At 65.2% G+C, this 16,647-nt stretch carries 20 protein-coding genes and 1 tRNA gene; 12 read left to right on the top strand and 9 right to left on the bottom strand.

Going from position 1 to position 16,647, the window contains the following annotated elements:
• Positions 1-4: 4 nt before the first annotated feature.
• Positions 5-490 carry a hypothetical protein gene (locus QRN25_RS05175; protein ID WP_285017801.1) on the top strand — a complete coding sequence of 162 codons (486 nt, stop codon included), beginning with the start codon at positions 5-7 and terminating at the stop codon, positions 488-490.
• 170 nt (positions 491-660) lie between these two features.
• On the opposite strand, the gene aroQ is transcribed toward QRN25_RS05175, so the two are convergent.
• The 5 genes from aroQ to QRN25_RS05150 all read right to left on the bottom strand — a co-directional run bounded on the left by aroQ (position 661) and on the right by QRN25_RS05150 (position 2,678).
• Positions 661-1,098 carry a type II 3-dehydroquinate dehydratase gene (aroQ, locus tag QRN25_RS05170; RefSeq protein ID WP_211150077.1) on the bottom strand — a complete coding sequence of 146 codons (438 nt, stop codon included), beginning with the start codon at positions 1,096-1,098 and terminating at the stop codon, positions 661-663.
• Positions 1,099-1,209: 111 nt separating this feature from the next.
• Entirely contained in the window at positions 1,210-1,548 is a 339-nt protein-coding gene (locus tag QRN25_RS05165) for a hypothetical protein (RefSeq protein ID WP_285017800.1), read from the bottom strand.
• Positions 1,549-1,583: 35 nt separating this feature from the next.
• Positions 1,584-1,997 carry a holin family protein gene (locus QRN25_RS05160; protein ID WP_008828384.1) on the bottom strand — a complete coding sequence of 138 codons (414 nt, stop codon included), beginning with the start codon at positions 1,995-1,997 and terminating at the stop codon, positions 1,584-1,586.
• A gap of 85 nt (positions 1,998-2,082) precedes the next feature.
• On the bottom strand, positions 2,083-2,439 hold the full coding sequence (locus QRN25_RS05155; RefSeq protein ID WP_285017799.1) for a hypothetical protein: 357 nt from the start codon (positions 2,437-2,439) through the stop codon (positions 2,083-2,085).
• 162 nt (positions 2,440-2,601) lie between these two features.
• Positions 2,602-2,678, bottom strand: a tRNA-Pro gene (locus tag QRN25_RS05150).
• Positions 2,679-2,959: 281 nt separating this feature from the next.
• On the opposite strand from QRN25_RS05150, the gene yajC reads away from it, so the two are divergent.
• From yajC to QRN25_RS05130, 4 genes are all read left to right on the top strand, one after another.
• Positions 2,960-3,295 (top strand): preprotein translocase subunit YajC, encoded by a 336-nt coding sequence (gene yajC / locus QRN25_RS05145; RefSeq protein WP_008828382.1) that lies wholly within the window; start codon positions 2,960-2,962, stop codon positions 3,293-3,295.
• 36 nt (positions 3,296-3,331) lie between these two features.
• On the top strand, positions 3,332-4,942 hold the full coding sequence (secD, locus tag QRN25_RS05140; RefSeq protein ID WP_008828381.1) for a protein translocase subunit SecD: 1,611 nt from the start codon (positions 3,332-3,334) through the stop codon (positions 4,940-4,942).
• 15 nt (positions 4,943-4,957) lie between these two features.
• Positions 4,958-5,947 (top strand): protein translocase subunit SecF, encoded by a 990-nt coding sequence (gene secF, locus QRN25_RS05135; protein ID WP_211150073.1) that lies wholly within the window; start codon positions 4,958-4,960, stop codon positions 5,945-5,947.
• A gap of 97 nt (positions 5,948-6,044) precedes the next feature.
• Positions 6,045-6,404, top strand: a complete 360-nt coding sequence (locus QRN25_RS05130; RefSeq protein WP_008828379.1) for a hypothetical protein — start codon at positions 6,045-6,047, stop codon at positions 6,402-6,404.
• A gap of 18 nt (positions 6,405-6,422) precedes the next feature.
• Here the strand turns inward: QRN25_RS05130 and rsmA are convergent, their stop codons facing one another.
• From rsmA to QRN25_RS05110, 4 genes are all read right to left on the bottom strand, one after another.
• Positions 6,423-7,247 (bottom strand): 16S rRNA (adenine(1518)-N(6)/adenine(1519)-N(6))-dimethyltransferase RsmA, encoded by an 825-nt coding sequence (gene rsmA, locus QRN25_RS05125; RefSeq protein ID WP_271184258.1) that lies wholly within the window; start codon positions 7,245-7,247, stop codon positions 6,423-6,425.
• A 130-nt stretch (positions 7,248-7,377) separates the two neighbouring features.
• Positions 7,378-8,376 (bottom strand): 4-hydroxythreonine-4-phosphate dehydrogenase PdxA, encoded by a 999-nt coding sequence (pdxA, locus tag QRN25_RS05120; RefSeq protein ID WP_285017796.1) that lies wholly within the window; start codon positions 8,374-8,376, stop codon positions 7,378-7,380.
• Between the two features lie 7 nt (positions 8,377-8,383).
• Positions 8,384-9,745: a peptidylprolyl isomerase gene (locus QRN25_RS05115; protein ID WP_285017795.1), complete on the bottom strand. Its 1,362-nt coding sequence runs from the start codon at positions 9,743-9,745 to the stop codon at positions 8,384-8,386.
• Between the two features lie 207 nt (positions 9,746-9,952).
• Entirely contained in the window at positions 9,953-12,280 is a 2,328-nt protein-coding gene (locus tag QRN25_RS05110; protein ID WP_285017794.1) for an LPS-assembly protein LptD, read from the bottom strand.
• Between the two features lie 95 nt (positions 12,281-12,375).
• Here QRN25_RS05110 and QRN25_RS05105 point away from each other — a divergent pair, with 95 nt between their 5' ends.
• The 7 genes from QRN25_RS05105 to QRN25_RS05075 all read left to right on the top strand — a co-directional run bounded on the left by QRN25_RS05105 (position 12,376) and on the right by QRN25_RS05075 (position 16,646).
• A complete protein-coding gene (locus tag QRN25_RS05105) occupies positions 12,376-13,839 on the top strand; it encodes a leucyl aminopeptidase (RefSeq protein WP_285017793.1) in 1,464 nt (487 codons plus the stop codon).
• Between the two features lie 21 nt (positions 13,840-13,860).
• On the top strand, positions 13,861-14,304 hold the full coding sequence (locus tag QRN25_RS05100; RefSeq protein ID WP_271184253.1) for a DNA polymerase III subunit chi: 444 nt from the start codon (positions 13,861-13,863) through the stop codon (positions 14,302-14,304).
• A 111-nt stretch (positions 14,305-14,415) separates the two neighbouring features.
• On the top strand, positions 14,416-14,655 hold the full coding sequence (locus QRN25_RS05095; protein WP_271184252.1) for a hypothetical protein: 240 nt from the start codon (positions 14,416-14,418) through the stop codon (positions 14,653-14,655).
• Between the two features lie 190 nt (positions 14,656-14,845).
• The gene (gene ndk, locus QRN25_RS05090; protein WP_036524317.1) at positions 14,846-15,268 is read left to right on the top strand and encodes a nucleoside-diphosphate kinase; all 423 of its coding nucleotides are present in this window, start codon (positions 14,846-14,848) and stop codon (positions 15,266-15,268) included.
• Between the two features lie 119 nt (positions 15,269-15,387).
• Positions 15,388-15,519 carry a hypothetical protein gene (locus tag QRN25_RS05085; RefSeq protein WP_271184251.1) on the top strand — a complete coding sequence of 44 codons (132 nt, stop codon included), beginning with the start codon at positions 15,388-15,390 and terminating at the stop codon, positions 15,517-15,519.
• A 114-nt stretch (positions 15,520-15,633) separates the two neighbouring features.
• Positions 15,634-15,879, top strand: coding sequence for a hypothetical protein (locus QRN25_RS05080; protein WP_285017790.1), 246 nt, complete (start codon positions 15,634-15,636; stop codon positions 15,877-15,879).
• 92 nt (positions 15,880-15,971) lie between these two features.
• Positions 15,972-16,646 (top strand): hypothetical protein, encoded by a 675-nt coding sequence (locus QRN25_RS05075; RefSeq protein WP_285017789.1) that lies wholly within the window; start codon positions 15,972-15,974, stop codon positions 16,644-16,646.
• The last annotated feature ends 1 nt before the right edge of the window (position 16,647 follow it).

Below are 16,647 nucleotides of genomic sequence, written 5' to 3'. Positions count from 1 at the left end.
AGCGATGCGCGTGACGGGACGGTCGAAGCGTACGCCGCTGCTGGTAGCGGCGGTGGCGTTGCTGGTGGCGGCGAACGCCTGGTGGTTCTGGCCGCGCGGCGATGCGCAGAATACAGCGGCTTTCCAACTCGCCGACAGCAGCGACTACGGGCGAGGTTCAGTGGCGGCAGGCATTACGCGTGCGGACATTGACGCCGCGCCGTTCTATGACGCCGCTGCCGACCGCTGGTTGGTGCAGGGCAAGCCGATTGCCGATCTTCACGGGCATATGTTGCCAGCAGAACCGCGCGGCAAGCGTCCGGGTTTCGTCATCGCGGGATTGGCGCAGCAGGCGACCACCGAGGATGTGCGCAAGGCGCTCCTCAATCTTACCGGGCAGGGTATCTGCCTTGTTGCGCTGCCCGATGCGGTCGATCCGCTGGGCGTGTCGGTGCACCGGATTGTTGCGGTTCGCGATGGCCGGGGGGAATTGCGTCACTGCAAGGGGTGACGTACCGAAGTCGCCTTCATAGCGCCCGTCATCCCAGCGAAGGCTGGGACCGCTCTCGTCAGAGCTGCGCTATCTGCAAGACCCCCGCAAAATCCGCGCTGACCTGCCGATAGGGCGTAACATGGTCATAGCGGCCCCAGCCTTCGCTGGGATGACGATCGTGCTGCCGCTCAAAGCCCCGCAGCAGCCTCCAGCGCCAGCATGTAGCTTTGCGCGCCGAACCCGGCGATCGTGCCCTTGGCCGCCATGCCGACCCATGACGTGTGCCGGAAGTCCTCGCGCGTGTGCGGGTTGGACAGGTGGACCTCGATCACCGGCGCGGTGATAGAACGGATCGCGTCGAGCAGCGCCACCGATGTATGCGTATAGGCCCCGGCGTTCAGCAGCACCGCGTGGGCGCCCGCGTCCTCGGCCTCGTGCAGCCAGTCGACGAGGTCGCCTTCGTGGTTGGACTGGAAGAGCAGGACACTGATGCCCAGCGTCTTGCCGCGTTCTTCCAGCATCGCGCCGATGTCGTCGAGGGTCTGCGATCCGTAGATCGCCGGTTCGCGCTTGCCCAGCCGGTTGAGGTTGGGGCCGTTGAGCACGTAGACCAGCTTTTCCGTCATGGACTTGAATACCTTCCGCCAAAGCAGCGCGAGTTGTGGGACGCGAGGTTTAGCGGGCCGGGCGCAGGGTGCAAGCTGGACGGCGGCGCAGTGTCATTCGACCTTGGCGTGTCATTCAACTTTGCCGATGCCGGGATCGGGCGCAGCCGGCACGCTGCCGATGCTGGGCGCCGAGGGTGGCGGCGCTGCGGGGGGCGGCGGGGAATTGCCCGGTCCGTCGTCCTTTTTCGGGGCCTGTTCGCTTGCGGGGGCATCGCCGCCGTAGAACGCTGCGAGCTTCGCTTCGCGCTCGGCCTTGGCGCGGGCCTTGGCTTCTGCGCCCGCGTCCTCGGCGGTGCTCTCGGTCGGGGCAGGTGCGGGAGGCTGGCTGCAGCCCGCCAGCGAAAAAAGCCCGGCAAGGCCAATCAAGGCTTTGCCGAGTGGACGGTGAAGGATGGAGCGCACGATCATGCGCGCAGGATAGCGCGAAAGCGTTAGCGTTTCGCTTACCGGTCGGAGCCCTTGGTCTTGCCCCACTGGCGCATCGCCGAATAGCCGAGGTAGCCGGTGCCGAAGAGTGCGTAGAGCGGTTCCGGAATCCCCGCGAGATAGCCGTTCATCCCCGCGCCGATGGCCTTGGCGAGCCCCGGATTGAACGCCGCGACCACGCCCATCGGCAAGGCCCATAGGATCACGAGGTACATCACGTAGAGAAAGCTCGGCCGCGCGCGGCTGGTCCAGGGGTCGGCGCTGTTCGCCTCGGCGACGATGGCTGAAAGGCTGGCCTGCAGCATTTCGAGTTCCTGTGTGTTCTCGAGCTTCAGCAGTTCCAGCTTGGCCCGGTCGCGCGCCTCGGGGTCGGGGACGACCTTGTCGATGATGCGGGTAACGGGGCCGAGCAGCGAATCGAGGAGGGCCATGGCAGGATCCTTTGCGAAGTGACCCGCTTTCAAATGACCATATCGGTTCGTGTAGGAAAATGAATTCTCGCGCGCGGCCGCTGGGTTAGCGCCGCTGCGCAGGCTGGCACATCGAACCGGCTTGTTTCGCCAGCGCGAAATCTCCGGCCCTCAGCGCCGCCTTGCGCGCATCCGCGCACTTGCCGTCAGCGATCAGCGCGCCGACTTCTTCGCGAAGACCCTGCTCCTGACGGACCGCCTCCCGTTCCTCGTTCTTGTCGCGCAGGCGCTCGACTTCCTGAAAGCCCGAGTATCGCTGCTGGGCCGGATTGTCGCCCATGGTCCGGGTGGTCGTGCACGATGCGACATTGCCGAGGCGATAGCACGACGCGGTCTGCGCCATCGCAGGATAGGTCGCGAAGGTGCCCAGCCCGAAGGCAGCGACTGCAAGTGAGAGCTTCATGTTCACCCCGACATGTCAGACCATGGAAGGTGTCCGGGATGGCTGCGCAAGGCTATCTGGTCAAGTACGGGGAGCCGATGACGGCCAATGTCATGGCCCGATCATCGTCGCCGGAACGAAAAACGCCGTCTCCCGCATGAAGCAGGAGACGGCGTTTTTGATTGGTCGGGACGAGAGGATTCGAACCTCCGACCCCCACACCCCCAGTGTGATGCGCTACCAGGCTGCGCTACGTCCCGACCGGAGCGCGGCCTATAGGCAGGTCTTTCGGGATGCGCAAGCGCCTCCGGCATAGTTTTTCATCGCGTTGTCCACTCGCTTGAACGAAGGCGTGCGCGCCCTATCTGGCCCAGACACAGTGGGGGAGGCGCGGGAAGCCCGCGTTGCCAGCGCTTCGCTTTATTGCTAACCGCCCGCATCCGCCTGCGCGCAGGCTGCGGATCATACCGTCATGCGCGTCAGGCCCGGTCGGCACACGATTCGCCGTCCGACACGCGACACGAGAAGGCCCATCATTTCCATGCAGACCTCGATCCTCGCCCAGCTTGCCGCAGCCGCCCCCGCCGGTGCGCCGCCGGCCTGGATGACTTACCTGCCGTTCGTGGCGATGGCCGCGATCTTCTGGTTCCTCATCCTGCGCCCGCAGATGAAGCAGCAGAAGGAGCAGAAGAACAAGCTCGCGGCGCTCAAGAAGGGTGACGAGGTGCTGACCGGTGGCGGCCTGATCGGCAAGATCGTCAAGGTCGACGACAACTACGCCGAAATCGAACTGGCGCAGGGCGTGAAGGTCAAGGCGCTCAAGTCCACGATCGTCGATGTGATCCCACCCGCAGGCTCGAAGCCCGCGAACGACTGAACCGACCGGACGCTCCTTTGGGAAAGCGATTAGGCGATGCTTGAATTCTCGATCTTCAAGAAGGTCTGGTACTGGGGGATAGCGGCGGTGCTCTGCCTGCTGTCCGTACCCACGCTGCTGACCTTCACCAATATCCACCTGCCTGCGGGCGTGCCCGCGCCCAAGGTCAACCTCGGCCTCGATCTTGCGGGCGGCTCGCGCCTGCTGCTGGAAGCCGACCGCAACCAAGTCGTCCAGCAGCGCCTGCAGGGCATGGAGGAATCGGTCCGCACCAAGCTGGGCGCGGCCGAGCCCGCCATCGGCATCGGCGACGTATCGAGCCGGGGCGGCCGTCTGACCTTCACCGTACGCGACACGTCGCAGGTGGACGCCGCGCGCGAGGCGCTGCTGCCGCTGACCAATGGTGCGGGCCTGACCGGCCAGCGTGACTGGGACATCTCGGTCGTCAACGGCAACCAGTTCGTGCTGGCGCCGACTTCGGCGGGCATCGACCTCGAAGTCAGCAACGCGATGGAAACCGCCGTCGAGGTCGTCCGCAAGCGTATCGACGCGCTGGGCACCAAGGAGCCCGACATCCGCCGTCTCGGCGGCACCCGCATCGACGTGCAGGTGCCCGGTCTGCAGGATCCGGCGGCGCTCAAGGCGCTGCTCGGCCAGACCGCCAAGCTCGAATTCAAGATGGTGGACGAGACCGCATCGCCCGCCGATCTCGCACAGGGCATCGCGCCTCCGGGCGACGAGATCGCGCCTTATGCCGAGGGCATGGCTGAAGGGCCGAGCCCGGTCATCGCGGTCAAGCGCCTGGGCGGCATCACCGGCGACCAGCTGACGAACGCCAAGCAGGGCTTCGACCAGCAGAACAACCGCGCGGTGGTGAACATCACCTTCAACCAGCAAGGCGGCGAGAAGTTCGCGGCGCTGACCAGCGCCAACGTCGGCAAGCGCTTCGCCATCATTCTCGACGGCAAGGTGCTCTCGGCGCCTTCGATCAACGAGGCGATCCTGGGCGGCAGCGCGCAGATTTCGGGCAGCTTCACCACCAAGTCGGCCACCCAACTGGCGATCGCGCTGCGTTCGGGCGCGCTGCCTGTGGACCTCAAGGTCGTCGAGGAACGCACCGTCGGTCCCGACCTCGGCGCTGAGGCGATCCATAAGGGCGCCGTCGCGATGGGCGTCGGCACGCTGGCGCTCGTGCTCTTCATCATCCTGACTTACGGCCGCTTCGGCATCTATGCCTGCATCTGCGCCCTTGCGATCAACATCCTGATGATTCTGGGCGTGATGGCGGTGTTCGGCACCACGCTGACGCTGCCGGGCATCGCCGGCTTCGTGCTGACGCTGGGCGCGGCGGTGGACGCCAACGTGCTCATCAACGAACGCATCCGCGAGGAACGGTCCAAGGGCCGCCGCGTGGTGCAGTCGGTGGAACTGGGCTACAAGGAAGCGAGCCGCGCGATCTTCGACGCCAACATTACCAACTCGATCGCGGCGCTGCTGATGTTCGCGTTCGGTTCGGGTCCGGTGCGCGGCTTCGCGGTCGTGCTGATGATCGGTATCGTCACCTCGGTGTTCACCGCCGTGACCCTGACCCGCATGTGGGTTGCCGGATGGCTGCGCAAGGCGCGCCCTTCGGACCTCAACCTGTAAGCGCGGAGAGAGACAATGAAGCTCCTCAAGCTCATTCCCGACAACACCAACATCCACTTTCTCAAGTGGCAGTGGCCGTTCTTCATCAGCAACATCGTGCTGATGGTCGCCTCGGTGGTGCTGCTGTTCACCCACGGGTTGAACCTGGGCGTCGACTTCGTCGGCGGCCAGATGATCCGCGTGACCTTCGAGCGCAGCGCGGTCGCGCCGGTGGACGCGCTGACCAAGACCGTCGACAAGCTCGGCTACGGCGAGCCGGTCGTGCAGAACTTCGGCAAGCCCAACGAAGTCTCGCTGCGCATGCGCCTGCCCGAGGGCACCGAAGCGCAGCCGCAGCTGGCCGACGCGATGGCGCAGAAGATCACCACCACGGTCAAGCAGGCATTCCCGGATGCACGCATCGACGGCGTCGATTCGGTCTCGGGCAAGGTCTCGGGCGAACTGCTCAAGACCGGCGTGCTGGCGCTGAGCCTGGCGATGCTGTGCATCTCGATCTACATCTGGGTGCGCTTCGAGTGGCAGTTCGCCGCAGGGGCCCTGTTCGCGCTGATCCAAGACATTCTGCTGACCGTGGGCATGTTCTCGCTGACGCAGATGGAGTTCGACCTCAACATCGTCGCCGCCCTGCTGACGCTGCTGGGCTACTCGCTGAACGACAAGATCGTGGTCTACGACCGCATCCGCGAGAACCTCAAGAAGCACCGCCGCATGCCGATGGCCGAACTGCTCGACCTTTCGGTGAACGAGACGCTGTCGCGCACGGTCGTGACCTCGCTGTCGATCCTGATCATGCTGGTGGCGCTGCTGCTGCTGGGTCCGGACGTGATCTTCGGCTTCACCGCCGCGATCACGCTGGGCATCTTCATCGGTACGTACAGCTCGATCTTCATGTCCGCGCCGATCCTGATCTGGCTGGGCGTGAAGTCGGACAGCTTCGTGCAGACCGAATCGGCGATCGACCGTCAGGAGCGTCTGGCTCGCGAGCGTGGCCAGCCGCAGCCCTGATCTTCCTCGGCGGCTAGAGAAAAAGGCCCGTCCCGCGCGATGCGGGGCGGGCCTTTTCGTTGGCGCGCGCTATAGCGGCTCAGGTTTGGAGAATACGATGAGCAATCCGTCGAAGGCGTGGGACGCCCCGCAAGTGCGCAAATGGCTGGAGCGCCGTTTCGAAGCGGCGAAACTCGACCAGGCGGATGCCGACAGGCGCGGCTACGAGGCACAGGACGACTATGACAAGGCGGCGGCCGAGGAATGGGTCTGCCGGACGCTGAAGGCGGCGGACTGCGTTGACGACCAGACCGCCTTCGCCGCGCGGATCAAGGAACTGATCGCTGAGGACGAATACCGGGTGACGGGCATCTATGACGATGCGCGCTTCCAGCGGAACGTCCGCGGCCAGCTACGCAAGCTGGCCAAGATGACCAAGGCGAACGAAGGGTTCGAAAAGACGCTGCGATATCAGTGAGCGCGGCGCGGCGGGCGATCAGGCTTTCGTCAAAGCCTTGGCCACGCTCACGAACTCCGCGACCGACAGCGTTTCGGCCCGGCGCTGGGCGTCGATACCGAGGGCTTCCAGCGCATCCAGTGCGCCGGGCACGCCCTTGAGGCTCTGGCGCAGCATCTTGCGGCGCTGGCCGAAGGCGCCCTCGGTCACGCGCTCCAGCACGCGCATGGAAACGCCCTCGGGGGCTTCGCCGGGCACGACGTGGACGATCGCCGACATGACCTTGGGCGGCGGGGTGAAGGCGCTGCGATGCACCTTCATCGCCAGCTTCGCCTTCGAGCGCCACTGCGCCAGCACCGCAAGGCGGCCATAGGCGGAAGTATCCGGCTCGGCGACGATACGGCGGGCGACTTCCTCCTGGAACATCAGCGTCAGCGAGGCCCACTGCGGCGGCCATGCCTCTCCCGATAGCCAGCCGGTGAACAGCGCTGTGCCGACGTTGTAGGGCAGGTTGGAGAGGATGTGATACTCGCCCGCGAACAGCGTTTTCGGATCGATCTTGAGCGCATCGCCCTCGATCACCTTGAGCTTGCCGGGGAACGCTTCCGCCAGTTCGGCGAGGGCGGGGAGGCAGCGACGGTCCATCTCGATTGCGGTGACGTTGGCGCCTGCGCGCAGCAGCGCGCGGGTCAGTCCGCCGGGGCCGGGGCCGACTTCGAGCACGTCCTTGCCGTCGAGCGATCCGGGAATTGCAGCGATGCGGTCGAGCAGTTGCTCGTCGAACAGGAAGTTCTGGCCGAGCGCCTTGGAGGCCGAGAGGCCGTGGCGGGCGATAACTTCGCGTAGAGGGGGGAGGGTGGTCATTCGGAAACGCTTTTCCACCTCAAAACACCGCTCATGCTGAGCTTGTCGAAGCATGCAGTCGACGTAGCGCGCCGCTCGGGTGCTTCGACAAGCTCAGCATGAGCGGGGAGGCGAGGATGATGGAGGCTGATCATGCGGCCCTCCGCGCGGTGCATTCGCCCGCCATGCGGATCGCGGCGATCATCGCGCCGGCGCTCGCCATGCCCTTGCCGGCGATGGCGAAGGCGGTGCCGTGGTCGGGCGAGGTGCGCACGATCGGCAGGCCGAGCGTCACGTTCACGCCCTGATCGAAGTCGAGCGTCTTGATCGGGATCAGCGCCTGATCGTGGTACATGCATAGCGCCACGTCGTAGCCCTCGCGCGCGTGGGCGGCGAAGAGGGCGTCGGCGGGATGCGGGCCGGTGACGGCCAGCCCCTCGGCCTGCAGGGCGGCGATGGCGGGGATGATGACGTCGCGGTCCTCGGTGCCCATGCGGCCGTCTTCGCCCGCGTGGGGGTTGAGGCCGGTGATCGCGATGCGCGCCGACGGTAGGCCGAAATCGCGGGCGAGGGCGCGTGCGACGATGCGGGCCTTGCTCTCGATGAGGTCGCGGGTGACGAGGCCCGGCACTGCCGCCAGTGCTTCGTGGACGGTCAGCGGCACGGTGCGCAAGGACGGCCCGGCGAGCATCATAACGGCTGCCTCGTGGGGCAAGCCGCAGGCGTCGGCGAGGAATTCGGTTTGCCCGGGCTGGGTGAAGCCGACTGCGGCCAGTTTCGACTTGGCGATCGGGCCGGTGACCACGCCGCCCGCCTCGCCCGACAGCGCGAGCGCGGTGGCCTTGGTCAGCGAGTGCAGGGCGAGCGCCGCGCCTTCGATGGTCGGTTCGCCGAATGCCGGGGCACAGTCCTCGTCGCCCAGCACGGGCAGGGCCGAGCCGAATACGCTTGCCGCTTCACCAGGCGCCGAGATCGACGCGACAGGCAGGTCGATCCCGCGCGTCGCCGCTGCTGCACGTAGAACAGCCGCGCCGCCTACGACGAAGAACGGCGCGAGGGCCATTTCCCGGCGCCGCACCCAGCTTTCGGCAATCACTTCGGGGGCGATCCCGGCGGGATCGCCCAAAGACACGGCGAGTGGAGCCGTCATAGTCCGATCAGTTGTATTCGATGACGGCATCACGGCGCAGGTCGCGCAAGTAGGTCTGCGCGCGCTTGTTGACGCGGTCGTCCTCGAGCTGGGCCTGAAGCTGTTCGAAGCTCGGGCCGCTCTCGGTCTGCGGGTCGTCGCGGCCGCAGAGCATGAGGATACGCACGCCGTCTTCCAGCGAGCCGAACGGCGGCAGTGTTTCGCCGGGCGAAAGCTGCAGGATCGAGTTCTGGATCTGCGCCGGAAGGTCGCGCGCCTTGACCTGGTCGTTGGTGACGACCTGCGCGCCGAGACCCTTGGCCACGCCATCGACGTCGCCGCAGCCCTTGGCCGCCTTCATCGCGGTCTGGAACGCCTCGGCGCGCTTGCCGGCCTCGGCCTCGCTCACGCCCTTGGGGAACGGCAGCGAGATCTGCTTGAGCGCGAGAACCGCGTCGCGCGGATCGGCGGTGAGGACCTGGCGCTTGTCGATCAGGTAGAGGATGTCGAAGCCGCCGGGAACCTCGATCGGGCCGACCAGCTGGCCGGATTCCATGTCGCGGGCAACGGCCTGCAGTTCGGTGGGAAGCTGCGCAAGGCGCACCCAGCCGAGGTCGCCGCCCACCGAGGCGGTGCTCGCCTGCGAATACTGGCGGGCATAGGCGACGAAGCTGCCGCCGCCCTTGAGCTGCTGCACGATCTGCGTGGCGTTCTGGTAGACCTGATCGCGCGCCTCCGGCGAAGCGGCGAGGTAGATTTCACCGAGACGGTACTCGTCGGTGCCCTTGGCGGCCTTGAGGCGGGCCAGCACGTCGTTCACCTCGTCGTCGGAAACGTTGATGAAGGGCTGGACGTTGCGCTGGAGCAGGCGCTGCCACGAAAGCTCGCCGCGAATCTGGCGCTTGAGCGAGTCCGCCGAGGAACCGACGCGCTTGAGGTAGGCGTCCATGGCGGAGGTGTTCTGGCCGAAGTTCTGCTGCGCGACGCGGGCGTAGGACTGGTTGATCTCGGCATCGTCGACCGAGACGTCGGCGGCCTTGGCCTCCTGAATCTGCAGCGTCTCGTCGATGAGATTGCGCAGCACCTGCAGGCGCAGGCGCTTGAGTTCTTCCTCGTCGATCTTGCCCTGGTTGGCCGCGACGATGAGAGCGAGGCGCTGGTCGACGTCGGTGCCGGTGATGACATCGCCGTTCACGACCGCAGTGGCGCGGCGCATGTTCGGGTTGTCGTTGCCGAAAATCTTCACGTCGTCGGGGATCGAAATCTCGCCCTGCGGGGCGGATTGAGCCAAAGCCTGCTGAGAATACACGGTGAGCGCGGAAGACATCGCAGCGAGGCCGCCGACGCAGAGGAGGGCGCGCTTGAGGAACTTGCGGTTAACTGCTTGCACCGTTGTATCAATCCCGTTTTCGACCGACCCGTGGGGCCGGTGCATCAACGGCGGAAAGTCCCGAAGCCGGGAATTGCCGCCGCATTTATCCAAGTCACACCTGCCGGGAGGCGGCTTAACTGAAAATGAGCACACCCGATAGCGGCTTTGCCGGAATGTGCCAATCTTTGCTCGAATGCATCACGAGTTGCACCGGGGCACGAAAGTCTAGCCGCCCCCGCCGATGTTCTTCAGCGCGAAGCCCAACTGGAACGAGTCGCCGCGCTTCACGTCGCCGAGAGCCACGTAGTCGCGGCGCCAGGTCAGCGAAATCTGGACGCAGTCGTCTTCGTAAGCCGCGCCGAAGCGGGTCCGCAGCGGCTGGAAACCGTTGGACCCGTATTCCGGGTTGTCCTTGCGGCTGGTCATGTTGACGACGGCCGAGCCGAACATCGACCAGTACCGCGCGAAGGCGATGCGGCCTGCGGCGCGCAGTTCCTCGCGGTCCTGCAAGTCCTCGATATCGTTGACGATATTGCGGTTGAGGCGGGTGTAGCCCAGTTCCAGATAGCTCTGGGTGTTGCCGATCACCGCATCGAATTCATTCCGGCGAACGGCCATCGTGTCCTTGTCCACGCGGAAGCGGTGGATGAAGTTCAGGAAGTCCCGGTAGCGGATCTCGGTGCGGCCGACGATGTCGGAAGTCTTGTTGGAGAGGCCGGTGCCGTCGGGTAGCACGGTGTTCTGGTTGCTGAGGCGCACCGACTGGCCCACGGTGGTCTTGATCTTCCAGCGCGGCCGCTCGAACTGCCAGTCGAAGCCGTATGTGAAGCGCACCCCGTCCTCGACCCGGTCGTAGCCCGGGAAGCGGTTGAGGGCGAAGAGATTGCCGGTGTCGAGGTCGACCGCACGCGAATCCTCGTTGGGGATCGCCAGGTTCTTGACGTGCGGCGAAGCGACCAGCTGGACACGCGGGGTCAGCACCTGGGTGCCGCCGAAAGCCTGTCCCACCAGCGGCCACTTCACATCGACCGCAGCCGTGGCGATGCCGCGCTGCTGCCAGCCGGAAAGCCCGCGATAGAGGTCTTCGGTGGTCAGGGCATTATCGGACGAATGATAGACGTCGCCGCGTACGAGGCCGGTAAAGGTGATCTCCTGACCCATGTTCGTCAATTGGCGCAGCGACCACTGGGCGCTGGCGAAGGCGCGCTGGGTGTCCTGTCCATCGGTCCGGCTGATCGCCAGCGAGTTGGCCTGCAGCTCGAACTTGCCGCCAAGCAGGGGATCGTCGATGCGGCGGCGATAGTCGATCATCGGCAACGCCACGGGGATCAGGCCCTGAGTGCGGTTGGCCACCATCGTCTGCGTCGCATAGCCTGCGATCGTGAAGTAGCTGTCCTGGTCGATCCGCTCCACTTCGACCATCGAGCGCAGGCGGTCGTCGCGGTTGTTGTCGTAGCGGCGCAGGAACGTGCGGTCGGTCGCGCGCCGGATCGAGGCGGTTACGCTCCAGTTGTCGTCGAGCTGGAACTTGCCGTTGGCGAAGATGTAGCCGCGGAACGAACGTTCGCCGCTGGTGATTTCCTCGCCCGTGCCGCTGTAGATCGGGATCCTGCTGCTGGCGGTGGCCAGGCCGGTGATCTGGTAGGCGCCCTTGTCGGTCAGCGCGCGGTACTGCAGCGATGCCATCGGTGCGGCCTGGGTGAAGGCCGAGACCGTGCCGGTAAGGTCACGATTCTCTGCGAGCTTCCAGTAGTAGGACTGCGCGATTTCGATGCCGTTCGACGGGCTCGATTTGAGGTCGGGCATCAGGAAGCCGGAGACCGCGTGGCCGTCTGTACTGATGGTCAGGCCGAGCAGCGGCAACTGCACCACGCCGAACAACTCGATCCGCGCGTCCTTGAAGCGCACGCGCTTCTGCGTGTCGGAATAGATGACCTGCTTGGCGACGATGCGCCAGCTGGGCTTCTTGGGGCAACCGTCGTCGTCGGTGACGTCGCACCCGGTGTAGGCCGCCTTATTGAGGATGACGTCGCCGTTGGCGATTCGCTCGCCCTTGAGCGCTGCGAGGCGGCCACCTTCGCGCATGACGAGGAGCAGGTTCTCCATCATGCCGGTCTTGAGTTCGTCGGTCAGCTCGACTTGTTCGGTGTAGAGCTGGTTGCCGTCCTGGTCGACCATGCGGACATTGCCGTCGGCAAGGATCTTGCCGCTCTGGCGGTTCCAGGTGACCTTGTCGGCGCGGACGGACTGGACCTGGCCCTTGTCGTCGCGGCGGCGCAGGACAACGTTGCCGGTCGCGGTGACGACTTCGCTGTTCTGCTCGTACTGGACGTCGTCGGCCTCGAAGGCGACGGGCTCGGTCTCGCCGGTGGAGACGGGCGGAGCGGCGGGCGCCCCGGCGATCGGGCCGGTATCAACGGGGCGGGCCACGTCTTGCGCAAAAGCGGCGTGGGGCGCGCAAAGCGTCGCGATTCCGAGGGCGAGCGCGTGCAGCGAAAGCGGACGCAAGCGGCGGAACGGGGCTTGCAGCGAAGTCTGCACGGCTGGGAGCATGGGTTGCCTATCGCATCGCCTGTGCCTAACTGCAATCCAGTCATGCGGTGAAGCGCACAAGATCGGCGTTTCACCGGGGAAATCCAGGAGAATCCATGAAGATCCAGTTCCTTGGGGCGGCAGATGAGTCGAACTCCGGCGTCATCGCGCGTCTCGTCAATCAGGACGCGGTGCCTGCAGACCTCGAAGCGGTGCTGGCGGAAGGCGCGAAGCGCGCGCGTTTCACGGGCAAGGCGGGCCAGGTCTTCGAAGGTTTCGTCGAGCGCAGCGGTAAAGCCGTGCGCGTGGCGCTGGCCGGGATCGGCGAGGCTTCGGCAAAGGACCGCAAGGCTGCGGTGGAAAAGGCCGGCGCGGCGGTCGTCGCCAAATACCTCACCAGCGGCGAAACGGCGCTGACGCTCGACGTCACCGGCGCGGGCCTCTCGGCCGAGGAAGCGGCGGGGGCACTGCTCGGCGCGCAGCTGCGTTCGTGGCGCCATGACGTCTATCGCACCAAGCTGGCCGCCGATGCGAAGCCGAGCCTCGCCGCAGTTTCGCTCGTCGGCGCGCCCGAAGGCACCGAGGCGGTTTGGGAGATCGAGCAGGCGATCGCGCAAGGCGTTTCCTTCACCCGCGAACTCGTCACCGAACCCGCGAACATCATCTACCCCGAGAGTTTCGTGGAACGCTGCAAAGCGCGCATGGAGGGCTCGGGCCTGACCATCCGCGTGCTCGACGACAAGGAGATGGCGGCGCTCGGCATGGGCTCGCTGCTCGGCGTTGCGCAAGGTTCGGTTCGCCCCGCGCGCCTGCTCGTCATGGAGTGGCTGGGCGGCGAAGAGGGCGCAAAGCCCGTGGCCTTCGTCGGCAAGGGCGTGACGTTCGATACCGGCGGCATCTCGATCAAGCCGGCAGGCGGCATGGAAGACATGAAGTGGGACATGGGCGGCGCCGGTGCGGTTGCGGGTACCATGCTCGCCCTCGCTCTGCGCAACGCCAAGGCCAACGTCATCGGCGTGTGCGGCCTCGTCGAGAACATGCCTGACGGGAATGCCCAGCGTCCGGGCGACGTGGTGACTTCCATGTCGGGCCAGACCATCGAGGTCATCAACACCGACGCCGAAGGCCGCCTCGTCCTGTGCGACGCGCTGACCTGGGTGCAGCGCGAATATGCGCCTGCCAAGGTGATCGACCTCGCGACCCTGACCGGCGCGATCATCCTCAGCCTCTCGCACGAATATGCGGGCCTGTTCTCGAACAACGACGGTCTTGCGGCCGAGTTGAACGCGGCGGGTGATGCCTCGGGCGATCGCCTGTGGCGCATGCCGATGGGGCCGACCTACGACAAGATGATCGACAGCCCGATCGCCGACATGAAGAACGTCGGCCCGCGCTTCGGCGGCTCGATCACGGCGGCGCAGTTCCTGCTGCGCTTCATCGAGAACGATACGCCCTGGGCGCACCTCGACATCGCGGGCACCGTGTGGACCGACAAGCCCGGCGCTACCTGGGACAAGGGCGCGACCGGCTTCGGCGTGCGCCTGCTCGATCGCTTCGTGCGCGACACGATCGAAGCCTGAGCCAGAAAAGGACGCGGCCAGGTGCAGGTCATGTTCTATGAACTCAGCCGCGACCCGGCCCATGCGGTCGTACCGCTGCTGGCCCGGCGCATCGTCGAGGGCGGGGGGCGCGTGCTCGTGGTCTCCGCCGACGAGCAGCAGCGCGGCCGGATTTCGGCGGCGCTGTGGTCGCACCGGCCCGACGGCTTCCTCGCCAACGGCCAGATGGGCGAGGGGCACGAGGATCGCCAGCCGGTCCTCCTGTCCGACATTCCCGACCCGGCGAACGGCGCCCGGTTCCTCATCATCGCCGACGGCGTATGGTGCGAGGGCGAAGAGCCGTTCGAGCGCACCTTCTACCTCTTCGACGACGAGACCAAGCCGCAGGCGCGCGAGGTCTGGCGCGACTTGCGCGGCCGCGAAGGGGTTAAGAAGGAATACTGGGCGCAGGAAGACGGCCGCTGGGCCAAGAAAGCCGAAGAATAAGGCGGAAAGTCGTCTTCACGGACATGTTCGGAAAATCGACAATGGGCTTGCTGAAGAATGCGGTGATGGGCACAGGCACGCTCCCCCCGAAAAGTTGTTTACGGAGTGAGAATGCAGAAAGTCCTGCGGGTCGTGATCGTGGTCGTCGTCGCTGCGTTGGTGATGTTCGGCGGTCGCTGGTACATGTATGTGGCGCAGGGCAGCAGCCCTTATGACGAAGTGGGCATCGCGTTGAATGGCTATGCCCCGGGGCCGCTGCGGAGTTGGGGGTGTCACAAGATGCAGACCCGTTTTCCTGGCCAACTGCCTCCTTACGGTTGCGGTTCCGCCGATGGGCGCGACTGGATCTGAAGTCCGCGCCTGCCGGTCCTGCAAAGGTGTCAGATGCTCATCGCTTCCATGTGCTGAAGGCGCCGGCTCTTCGTTTGAACGCGGACAGTTCAGTGTTCTGTATTTCCAGTTTGGTGCCCACCTTGCGGACGACCCCATTCCCGGCTAGGGGCGCGCCCAACAATAACGCCCTTGTCCAAGGAATAGTCCCATGGCGGTTACCCGCACCTTTTCGATCATCAAGCCCGACGCCACCCGCCGCAACCTGACCGGCGCCGTCACCAAGATGCTCGAGGAAGCCGGCCTGCGTGTCGTCGCCTCCAAGCGCATCCAGATGTCGAAGGAACAGGCGGAGGGCTTCTACGCCGTCCACGCCGAGCGTCCGTTCTTCAACGACCTGGTTTCGTTCATGATTTCCGGCCCCGTCGTCGTCCAAGTGCTCGAAGGCGAAGACGCCGTGAAGCGCAACCGCGACATCATGGGCGCCACCAACCCTGAGAACGCCGACGCCGGCACCATCCGCAAGGAGCTGGCCGAATCGATCGAAGCCAACTCGGTCCACGGTTCGGATTCGGAAGAGAACGCGGCGATCGAGATCGCCTACTTCTTCAAGCCGGAAGAGATCGTCGGCTGAAGCTGACGGTTAAATCTTCGTAATTCGGGACAAGGTCGCCGGTTTCGGCGGCCTTTTTCTTTTGGTGCTTGTGTGTCGGGTGCTTATTCTATGGGTAATTCGTTACAGCGGAAATCCTGATGGCCAAGACGATCCTGATTGCGGCATCCCTCTCGTTCTGCGCAGCGGTGTTGATGTCTCATGTAGCCAGTACCGATCCGGTAAGGCCGGGCGCGGGCATGCAAGCGCGGGCGGCGACGCAGTACCGTTGATCCCACGAACTGAGTCACACGATCGATTTATCGGCGCGGCGCTGTTCACGCACCGAGTTTCGATTTGATCCATCGCGGCTCACTGCTGTACGCTTGCGGCTGAGGAGAACTATGATGCAGGGAATGGGCGAAGCCGGCGAAAGCTGTCCCTTCGAATTCAACTTCGACGAAAAAACCTTCAAGGTCGGCGACACCGTCAGCTTCCGCGTCAACGGCAGCCTCGAAGGGTTCCCCTTCGCGGGCACGCTGACGGAAGTGCACGAGGATTACGTCCTCATCGCCGGAGACCCGCAGGACCCCGACAAGCGCTATCGCGGCACGCGCGAGAGCAGGCCGCAAGTCGACTACACAGAAATTTGACGCCGCCGCGTAGGTTTACGGAGGGCGGGAGCAAGCCTCGGTTTACCATCGGCGGCGAGGATCAGTCATGCGGGGCGGGCTGAGGAGACCGCATGACTTTGAAGCATATCGCAGGCGCAACCGGTCTGATCATGGCATCGTGGCTGCCGTCGGTCTGTCATGCGCAGGATAAGCCCACTGGCGTGACTGTCGCCGCGACCGGTGGTTCGCTGGGCATCGGGCCGGAAGTGGGCTTTCGACCTTCGCCGATCATCGGCGTTCGGGTGTCCGCGACTTTTCTTGGGCTTGGTCACAATGTCGATGTCGACGACATCAACTACCATGGCGACCTCAAGCTTCGATCATGGGGCGCTAACGCGGATATCTATCCCTTCCGCAACGGCTTCCGGCTTTCCGCGGGGTTTCGTGTCAGCAGCAATCGAATCGACCTTGTCGCGACGCCGACCGAGGCGGTGACGGTCGGCCAGCGAGTTTACACGCCCGAGGAAATCGGCACTATCGAGGGCACGGTCCGAGCCCGCCGGTTCGCGCCGACGTTCACCGTGGGGTTCGCGAAAAACCGGGAGAAGGGCTTTGCGTGGAGCCTCGATGCAGGGGTGATGCTCCACGGAACGCCCCGGACCGAAGACGTCGTCGCTACGGGTGAGCTGGCAAGCAACCCGCTGTTCCAGGAAGATCTCGCCCGCGAACGCGCCGAAATCGAAGGCGAGGTGGACAACTACAAGGTCTACCCGATCGTCCAGCTTTCGGTGGGCTATACCTTTTAGA

Source organism: Novosphingobium sp. fls2-241-R2A-195 (assembly GCF_030209485.1).
Lineage (GTDB): Bacteria > Pseudomonadota > Alphaproteobacteria > Sphingomonadales > Sphingomonadaceae > Novosphingobium > Novosphingobium resinovorum.
Note: the sequence above shows the minus strand (reverse complement) of the source record. Positions and strands in the feature narration are given on the sequence as shown.